The organism is Streptomyces sp. NPDC050423 (assembly GCF_040655445.1).
Classification (GTDB): Bacteria; Actinomycetota; Actinomycetes; order Streptomycetales; family Streptomycetaceae; genus Streptomyces.
Window position 1 is genome coordinate 103,618 of record NZ_JBFAJY010000023.1, and the last position, 9,126, is coordinate 112,743.

Annotated in this window: 6 protein-coding genes; all 6 read left to right on the top strand. The window is 74.4% G+C overall.

The window, feature by feature from the left end:
- The first annotated feature begins 9 nt into the window (after positions 1-9).
- The 6 genes from AB0I52_RS18870 to AB0I52_RS18895 all read left to right on the top strand — a co-directional run bounded on the left by AB0I52_RS18870 (position 10) and on the right by AB0I52_RS18895 (position 9,062).
- Positions 10-1,533, top strand: a complete 1,524-nt coding sequence (locus tag AB0I52_RS18870; RefSeq protein WP_363073919.1) for an ABC transporter substrate-binding protein — start codon at positions 10-12, stop codon at positions 1,531-1,533.
- A gap of 4 nt (positions 1,534-1,537) precedes the next feature.
- Positions 1,538-3,262, top strand: a complete 1,725-nt coding sequence (locus tag AB0I52_RS18875; RefSeq protein WP_363073921.1) for an ABC transporter permease subunit — start codon at positions 1,538-1,540, stop codon at positions 3,260-3,262.
- The gene (locus AB0I52_RS18880) at positions 3,259-4,530 is read left to right on the top strand and encodes an MFS transporter (RefSeq protein WP_363073923.1); all 1,272 of its coding nucleotides are present in this window, start codon (positions 3,259-3,261) and stop codon (positions 4,528-4,530) included. The genes AB0I52_RS18875 and AB0I52_RS18880 overlap by 4 nt, the downstream gene beginning before the upstream one ends.
- Positions 4,531-4,652: 122 nt before the next feature.
- A complete protein-coding gene (gene cysS, locus AB0I52_RS18885; RefSeq protein ID WP_363073925.1) occupies positions 4,653-6,056 on the top strand; it encodes a cysteine--tRNA ligase in 1,404 nt (467 codons plus the stop codon).
- Positions 6,057-6,143: 87 nt separating this feature from the next.
- Positions 6,144-7,100: a 23S rRNA (guanosine(2251)-2'-O)-methyltransferase RlmB gene (rlmB, locus tag AB0I52_RS18890; RefSeq protein ID WP_363073927.1), complete on the top strand. Its 957-nt coding sequence runs from the start codon at positions 6,144-6,146 to the stop codon at positions 7,098-7,100.
- 234 nt (positions 7,101-7,334) lie between these two features.
- On the top strand, positions 7,335-9,062 hold the full coding sequence (locus AB0I52_RS18895; RefSeq protein WP_363073929.1) for a DoxX family membrane protein: 1,728 nt from the start codon (positions 7,335-7,337) through the stop codon (positions 9,060-9,062).
- The last annotated feature ends 64 nt before the right edge of the window (positions 9,063-9,126 follow it).

Consider the following 9,126-nt stretch of genomic DNA (forward strand, 5'->3'; position numbering starts at 1 on the left):
GGTCGTGCCATGCCCCCGTCCCGACTCCGTCGCGCCGCGCTGCCGCTGACCGCGGCCGCCCTCCTCGTCCCGCTCGCCACCGCCTGTTCCGGCGGCGCGAACGACACCACAGGCGCGTCGGACGGCGGCGGGAAACGACTCAGGGTCGTCATGGCCTTCCCGCCCGCCCAGGCGATGTCCCCCTACGGCGACGACGCCGTCACCCTCAGCCGCCTCGCGGTCATCGAGGGACTCACCTCCCTCGACCGCGAAGGCGCTGCGAAGCCCGCGCTCGCCGCGTCCTGGAAGCGCGAGAGCCCGAAGGCGTGGACCTTCACGCTGCGCGAGGCGTCCTTCCAGGACGGCACGAAGGTCGACCCGGCCGCCGTCGTCCGCTCCCTGAACGCCGCTCAGAAGGCCTCGCCCAAGCCCCGCGTCCTGTCCGACACCGGCATCACCGCGACCGCCCGGGGCGCCGCCACCGTACGGGTCGTCACCACCGAGGCCGACCCGCTGCTGCCCCAGCGCCTCGCCAACCCCTCCCTCACGATCCTGTCCGCCGCCGCCTACCGGGACGGCAGGGTGGACCCGGCCGGACACGCCACCGGACCCTTCACCCTCGCCGCCGTCAAGGGCGCGGTCAGCGCCACCCTGGAGCGCAACGACCACTACTGGGGCGGCAGGGCCGAGGCCCCCGGTGCCGACGTGACCTTCGTCGCCGACGGCACCGCCCGCGCCAACGCCCTGCGCACCGGGGCCGTCGACGTCGCCGAGTACGTACCGATCTCGCAGGCCTCCCTCCTCGGCGACCGGCTCGTCCACGAGTTCCCCTCCGCCCGCACCAACGGCCTCTCCCTCAACACGGAACACGGTGTCTTCGCCGACCCCGCGATGCGTGCCGCGGCCCGCGAGGCGATCGACTCCGAGGCCCTCGTCAAGGCTGTCTACGAAGGCCGCGCCGACAGCGCGCAGGGCCTCATCGGCCCCGGCGTGCCGTGGGCCGCCGACGCCCGCCGGGCCCCGGTCGACCGGGCGAGGGCCGCCGGCAAGGCGCAGGTCGCGAAGACGGAGCAGATCGTCCTCGCCACGTACACCAACCGGCCTGAACTCCCCGAGGTCGCCACCGTCGTCCAGCAGCAGCTCCAGAAGCGCGGCTTCACCGTCAAGCAGGTCGTCCGCGACTACGCCCAACTGGAGGCCGACGCCCTCGCCGGCAGGTACGACGCCTTCATCCAGGCGCGCAACACCCTCCTGGACACCGCGGACCCCGTCTCCTACCTCGCGTCCGACTTCACCTGCGACGGCAGCTTCAACATCTCGCAGCTCTGCGACGAGCGCGTCGATACCGATGTGAACAAGGCCGCCGAAGTCGCCGGCACCGAAGCCCGCCACCGCGCCGCGATGACCGCAGAGGCCGACGTCCTCGGCACCGACGCCCTGGTACCGCTGCTCCACGAGCGCTTCGTCCAGGGGTACGACGAAAGCCGCGTCCGCGGTGTCTCGCTCGACCCGATGGAGCGCACCCTCATCACCGCAGACACCCGCGTCGGATGACCGGGTGAAGTACCTCGCCGGACGGTTCGCCGCCCTCCTCGCGGTCCTCGCCGTCATCGGCCTGCTGCCCCGGCTGACCCGCACCGACCCCGCGCTGACGATCCTGCGCGCCCGGTACGCCGACCGGCCGCCCACCCGGGAGACCCTCGACGCCATCCGCACCGAAACCGGACTCGACGGCGGCCCCCTCCACCTCCTCGGCGACTGGCTCGGCGGACTCCTCCGCGGCGACCTCGGCACCTCCTGGGTCTCGGGGCAGCCCGTCGCCCCCGACGTGATATCCGCCCTGGGCGTCTCGCTCACCCTCATGGGCGTCTCCCTCGCCGTCGCCGTGCTCCTCGCCGCGGCGCTCGCCGCCGGAACCCTGCGGCGCGGGGCGGCGCGCCGCATCGTCACCACCCGCGCGGGAGTCGGCGCGGCCGTCCTCGCCGCCTTCCCCGAGTTCCTGATCGCCGCCGTGCTCGCCGCCCTCGTCGCCGTCCGGCTCGGCTGGCTCCCCGCGCTCGGCTGGGGGACCCCCGCGCAGGCGGTGCTGCCCGCCCTCGCCATGGGCATCCCCGCCGGCGCGCTGCTCGGCCGGCTGCTGGACGACGCACTGCCCGCCGCGTTCGCCGAACCCTGGGCGCGCGCCGCCGCCGCCGGCGGACTGCCCGCGACCCGCATCGCCCGCCACGCCCTGCGCCGCGCCCTGCCGGGACTGCTGCCCCAGCTCGGCCTGATCGTCGTCGGGCTGACCGGCGGAGCCGTCGCCGTCGAGACCCTCTACGCGATCCCCGGCCTCGGTGGCAGCGCCCTGGCCGCCGCGCTCGCCCAGGACCTCCCGGTCCTCCAGGCCTGCGTCCTGCTGCTGCTGCTCCTCGGTGTGGCCGCCGGACTGGCCGCCCGCCTCGCCTCCCGCACCCTGCTCGGCCCCGCCCTGCACGACGGCGCGCTGCCCGCGCTCCTGCCGCCCGTGCTCCCGGCCCGCCGGGTGCTGACCGCGGCCGCCGTCGTCCTGGCCGCGCTCTTCGCCGCCGTCACCGTCGCCGGACTCCTGCGCGACCCGCTCCAGATCGACGCCGCGGCCCGCCTCGCCGGACCGTCCACCGCCCACCCGTTCGGCACCGACTCGCTCGGCCGCGACATCCTCGCCCGGCTCGGACACGGCGCCGCCCGTACCGTCCTCACCGCCGTCGCCGTGTCCGCGGCCACCCTGCTGATCGGCCTCGCGCTCGGAGCCGTACGCGCCGGAGCGCTCACCGAGACCGCCAACGCGCTGCCCGCGATCCTCACCGGCCTCGTCGTCGCCGGTGTCGCCGGACCCGGCCCCTGGAGCGCCGCCGCAGCCGTCACCGCCGTCGCCTGGGCCCCCATCGCCGCACACACCAGCGCCCTGTACGCCCAGGAACGCGCCGCCCCGCACATCGCCGCCGCCCGCGCCCTGGGCGCCGGACGCGCACACCTGCTGCGCCGGCACGTCCTGCCCGGCGTCCTGCCCCCCGTCGTCCGCCACGCGGCCCTGCGCGTCCCCGCCATCGCGCTGGCCCTCGCCTCCCTGGGCTTCCTCGGCCTCGGCACCGCGCCCCCGTCCCCGGAATGGGGCCGGATGCTCTCCGAGAACCTCCCCTACGCCGAACGCGCCCCCTGGGCCGTACTCGCCCCCGCCGCCGCCCTCGCCGTACTCGGCGCGACGGCCGTCCTCGCCGCCGCGGCCGTCCGGGGAGTGCGACACCGCAAGGGTGCCGCGTGAGCGCCGCCCCGGGCCCGGCCCCGGACCGCTACCTGCGCCTCCTCACCACCACCCAGTTCGCGTTCAACATCGGCTTCTACGCCGTCCTGCCCTACCTCGCCACCCACCTCGGCACCGGCCTCGGCATGGCCGGCTGGCTCGTCGGACTCGTCCTCGGCCTGCGCACCTTCAGCCAGCAGGGCCTGTTCGTCATCGGCGGCGCACTCACCGACCGGTACGGGCCCCGCCCCGTCGTCCTCGCCGGCTGCGCCCTGCGCATCGCCGGATTCGGCTGGCTCGCCTTCGCCGGGTCCACCGCGACCGTCATCGGCGCCGTCCTGCTGACCGGACTCGCCGCCGCGCTCTTCTCACCCGCTGTCGAGTCCGAGACCGCCCGCGAGGCCGTCCGGCACGAGAAGGAGACCGGCACCCCGCGCGCCCGGGTGCTCGCCCGGTTCTCCGCCGCCGGACAGGCCGGGGCGTTCCTCGGACCGCTCCTCGGTTCGGCCCTCCTGCTCCTGGGCGGCGGGTTCCGGGCCGCCGCCCTCGCCGGGGTCCTCGTCTTCGTCGCGGTCCTCGCCGGACACGCCCGGCTGATGCCGCGCCGCGCCCCCGCGGCCCGGACGACCCCGCACCAGGGCTCCGTGCGCGAGGTCTTCGGCAACCGCCCGTTCCTGCTGCTCTGCCTCACGTACAGCAGCTACCTCGTCGCGTACAACCAGCTCTACCTCTCGCTCCCGGCCGAGGTGCAGCGCGCCACCGGCTCGCAGACCGCTCTCGGCTCGCTGTTCGCGCTCTCCTCGCTGCTGGTCGTCTGCGCCCAGCTGCCGGTGACCCGCTGGGCCGCCCACCGCCTCGCACCGCGTACCGCTCTCGTCGCCGGGCTCGCCACCGTCGCCGCCGGGTTCGCCGCGGTGCCCCTGGCCCCCGGCGGGCCCGCCGGACTGCTGCCCGCGGCCGCCCTCGTCGTCCTGCTCACCCTCGGGCAGATGCTGCTGGTGCCGGCCGCCCGCGGTCTCGTACCGGATCTCGTCGCCGACCGGCACCTCGGACTGGCCACCGGAGCGCTGTCCTCGGTCTCCGGAGTGGCCGTACTCGCGGGCAGCGCGGCCACCGGGGCTCTGCTCGGTGTCCCCGCACCCGTCCGGTGGGCGGTGCTCGCAGCCGTCCCGCTCGCGGGCGCCGCCCTCGCGCTGACCCTTCCGGCGGGCGGGAAGGCGGGTGCGAACGGGAGCGCGGACGGGAAGCGGGCCGGGCAACCGGTGACCTCCTCAGGACGTACGCCATGACCGCCGCGCTCCCCGCCGGACTCAAGGCGCTTGTGGCCGGGCGAACCCGGGCGATAACAAGTGTCATCGCATTCCTCCAAAGGGGTCGCGGGGCACTGGTGCGCGCCCACTACCCTTGAGGCGTGACTATTCGCCTGTACGACACCAGCGCCCGGCAGATCCGTGACTTCGTCCCGCTCACAGCGGGCTGTGTCTCGATCTACCTCTGTGGCGCCACTGTCCAGGCCGCCCCGCACATCGGGCACATCAGGTCCGGACTGAACTTCGACATCATGCGCCGCTGGTTCGAGCACCGCGGGTACGACGTGACGTTCGTCCGGAACGTCACCGACATCGACGACAAGATCATCACCAAGTCGGCCGAGCAGGGCCGCCCGTGGTGGGCCATCGGGTACGAGAACGAGCGCGCGTTCAACGCCGGCTACGACGCGCTGGGCTGCCTCCCGCCCACGTACGAGCCGCGCGCCACCGGCCACATCACCGAGATGATCGAGATGATGCGGGGCCTCATCGAGCGCGGCCACGCCTACGCGTCCGACGGCAACGTCTACTTCGACGTGCGCTCGTTCCCCGGCTACCTGTCGCTCTCCAACCAGGACCTGGACGATCTGCGCCAGCCCTCCGGCGACGGCGAGACCGGCAAGCGCGACCAGCGCGACTTCGCCATGTGGAAGGCGTCCAAGCCCGGCGAGCCCAGCTGGGAGACCCCCTGGGGCCGCGGCCGTCCCGGCTGGCACCTGGAGTGCTCCGCCATGGCGCACAAGTACCTCGGCACCGCCTTCGACATCCACGGCGGCGGCATCGACCTGATCTTCCCGCACCACGAGAACGAGATCGCCCAGGCCAAGGGCTTCGGCGACGAGTTCGCGAAGTACTGGGTGCACAACGGCTGGGTCACCATGTCCGGCGAGAAGATGTCGAAGTCGCTCGGCAACTCCGTACTCGTCAGCGAGATGGTCAAGGCCTGGCGCCCCGTCGTGCTGCGGTACTACCTCGGCACCCCGCACTACCGGTCCATGATCGAGTACAGCGAGGAGGCCCTGCGCGAGGCCGAGTCCGCGTTCGCGCGCATCGAGGGCTTCGTCCAGCGCGTCACCGAGAAGGCCGGCGAGACCGTCGCCCCGGCCACCGAGGTGCCGCCCGCCTTCGCCGAGGCGATGGACGACGACCTGGGCGTCCCGCAGGCCCTCGCGATCGTCCACACCACCGTCCGCCAGGGCAACTCCGCCCTCGCCGCCGACGACAAGGAAGCCGCGGTCGCACGTCTCGCCGAGGTCCGTGCCATGCTCGGGGTACTCGGCCTCGACCCGCTCGATGACCACTGGGCCGGCGAGAGCGACCGCGGCGACGACCTCCACGGCGTCGTCGACACCCTCGTACGGCTCGTCCTCGACCAGCGCCAGTCCGCACGCGAGCGCAAGGACTGGACGGCGGCCGACGCCATCCGCGACCAGCTCAACCAGTCCGGGCTCGTCATCGAGGACAGCCCGGCCGGACCACGGTGGACACTCGGCCCGCGCCAGTAGTCCTCCCGAGTGCCGCCCGGCCCGCCGGGCGGCACACTTTCACTTACGTACACGTACGCACGTCTGAAGCAACGAAACAGGTAGGTCATGGCCGGGAACAGCCAGCGCAGGAACCGCCGCACGTCCAACAAGAAGGGCATGCAGGTCGGCAGCGGTGGTCAGCGACGCCGTGGTCTCGAAGGCAGGGGACCGACGCCGCCCGCCGAGGACCGCAAGAAGCACAAGAAGAACCGCATGGCGACCGCCAAGGCCAAGCAGGCCGCCAGTCGCCGCCCCGCGCCCCGGCGCGGCGGCGCCAAGGGCACCTCCGAGATGGTCGTCGGCCGCAACCCGGTCTTCGAGGCGCTGCGCGACGGCGTCCCCGCCACCACCCTGTACGTCCAGCAGTACATCGACAACGACGAGCGGGTCCGCGAGGCCCTCCAGCTCGCCGGCCAGCGCGGCAACATCAACCTGATGGAGGCCCCGCGCCCCGAGCTCGACCGGATGACGAACGGCCTGAACCACCAGGGCCTCGTCCTCCAGGTCCCGCCGTACGAGTACGCGGAACCGCAGGACCTCACCGCCGCCGCGTACGACAACGGCGAGGACCCGCTGATCGTCGCCCTCGACGGCGTCACCGACCCGCGCAACCTCGGCGCCATCGTCCGCTCCGTCTCCGCGTTCGGCGGCCACGGCGTGGTCGTGCCCGAACGCCGTGCCGCCGGAATGACCGCCGGAGCCTGGAAGTCCTCCGCCGGGACGGCCGCCCGCACCCCGGTCTCCAGGGTCACCAACCTGACCCGCGCGCTGGAGGCGTACAAGAAGGAAGGCATCACCGTCGTCGGCCTGGCCGCCGACGGCGAGCACACCGTCGAGGACCTCGAAGCGCTCGGCGGCCCCGTCGTCATCGTCATCGGCAGCGAGGGCAAGGGCCTCGGCCGCCTCGTCGGCGAGACCTGCGACTACCGGGTCCGCATCTCGATGCCCGGTGGCGCCGAGTCCCTGAACGCCGGTGTCGCGGCCGGCATCGTGATGTACGAGGTCGCCCGCCGCCGCGCCTGAGGCTCTGCCGGGCCCGGGAGTCTGCCGGGGTGCCCCTCAGCCACCCGGCAGGACCACCCGTACGGGCGGCGGCCGACGGAGGAAGCCCCCGGCGCCGGCCGCCCCCGGACGGCCCTGTCGGGGGGCGCATCGGGCCGCGCGTACGCCCCACCGTGCCCCGCCACCACCGGTTGACGGGCCTCGGACACTTCGACGCAGTCAAGGCAGTGTCCTAAACACACATCACTCGGTTAGATGAGTGTGGACACCAGAACGCCTCGGTTCGACGAACAACCCGCCCTGAGCATGACCAAGGTGGACTGCGACCCTGCGCAGGTCATCGTCAACCACGCCAGCTTCCGGGTGCGGCTCGCACCCGGCCAGCGCGCACGGCTGCGCGGTGTGACCCCCGCCGGTGCGCCCAGGATCCCCGTCATGAGCGGCCCCGGAGCGGGGCGCGGCCGGCGCGCCCCCGTCGTGTGGAGCGGCAGGTCCGCCCCCGGCGACCCCGGCGCCACCGGACTGCTCCAGGCCGTACGGAACTCCACCGCGGGCCGTCCCGGTGTCACGGGCCGCCCCGACACGGCGTACGACCCCTACGAGCCGTACGCCCCGTACGAGCGCGAGGACGGGCGGGGCGGAGTCGGCACCCAGGTCATCCCCCGTCTCGAAGAGACCCAGCCCACCCCCGTCATCGGCGGCTCCCGGCCCGGCGGGCCGCTGCTGCCCCCGATGCGGCGGGCGGTCGGCGCCTTCGACCCCGTCGAGAGCGGACCCGGACCGTACGCCGCGGACGGATACGGCCGGGACAGAGACGACCGGGACGGATACGGCCGGGACGGGGCGGGCGGATACGACCGGGACGGTGACGACGAATTCGACGTCACCGACGGCCGCGACCGCCGCCAGGGCACCGACTCGGTCCGGCACGCGTACTACCCCGGCCGCCGGATGAATCTCGGCGTCGTCCTCCTGCCCATGCGGGTCTTCCTCGGCTTCATCTCGATCTACGCCGGCATGGGCAAGCTCTGCGACCCCGTCTACTTCGACGGCGGCGACCGCGGCTCCATGGCCAAGTGGCTGACCTCGCTGCACCCCTGGGCCCTCGCCGAACCGCTGCGCGAGTTCGCGCTCTCCCACCCCGTCGGCGCCGGACTGAGCATCGCCTTCCTCCAGGTCGTCGTCGGGGTCCTCACCGTCCTCGGCCTCTGGCAGCGCGTCGCCGCCTCGGTCGGCGCACTCCTCTCCGCCGCCCTCCTGGTCACCGTCAGCTGGCGCACCGTCCCCGTCTACGACGCGCCGGACATCATCTACCTCGCCGCCTGGAGCCCCCTGATCATCGCGGGCGCCCCCGTCTACTCCGTCGACGGACGCCTCGCCGGAGAGGCGTGGCGCAAGCTCGGCCCCCGCTCCGAGATCTGGGACCTCCGCCGCCGCGTGCTGCGCCGCGGCGCAGCCGTCGCCACCGTCGTCGTCGGCCTCACCCTGCTCATCGGCTCCATGCTCGGCGGCGCCGTCCGCTCCTCCGGAGTCGTCACCGTCCCCGGGCCCAACGGAGTCCCGACCAACCAGCTCCCCGGCTCCCCGCTCCCCGAGAAGTCCCGCAGCGGCGGCAAGGCCTCGCAGACCCCGGCCGGACGGCAGCCCGCCCCGTCCCGGAGCACCGCCCCCAGCACTCCGTCCGCCAGGGCCTCCACGCCCGCCACGGGCACCGTCCGGGAGTCGGGCCAGGCGACGGCCGGCACGGGCCGGCCCAGCGCCACCCAGGGCACCGGCCAGCAGCCCCCGCAGCAGACGACCCCCCAGCAGCCCCCGTCCACCAGCGCCGGCCCCAGCTCCTCCGGCCCTGCCGGGGGCCCCGGCGGAAGCTCCGGGGGAGGCTCCACGGCAGGCGGCTCGGACCCTGGCGCCGGCTCCACCGGCTCCACGGACGGCTCCGGCGGCGGAAGCGGCAAGAACCCCATCGGCGGCCTCCTGGGCTGACCCGGGCCTACCGCACACGCACGCGAGAGGGGCGGGCACCGGAGTCGGATCCGGTGCCCGCCCC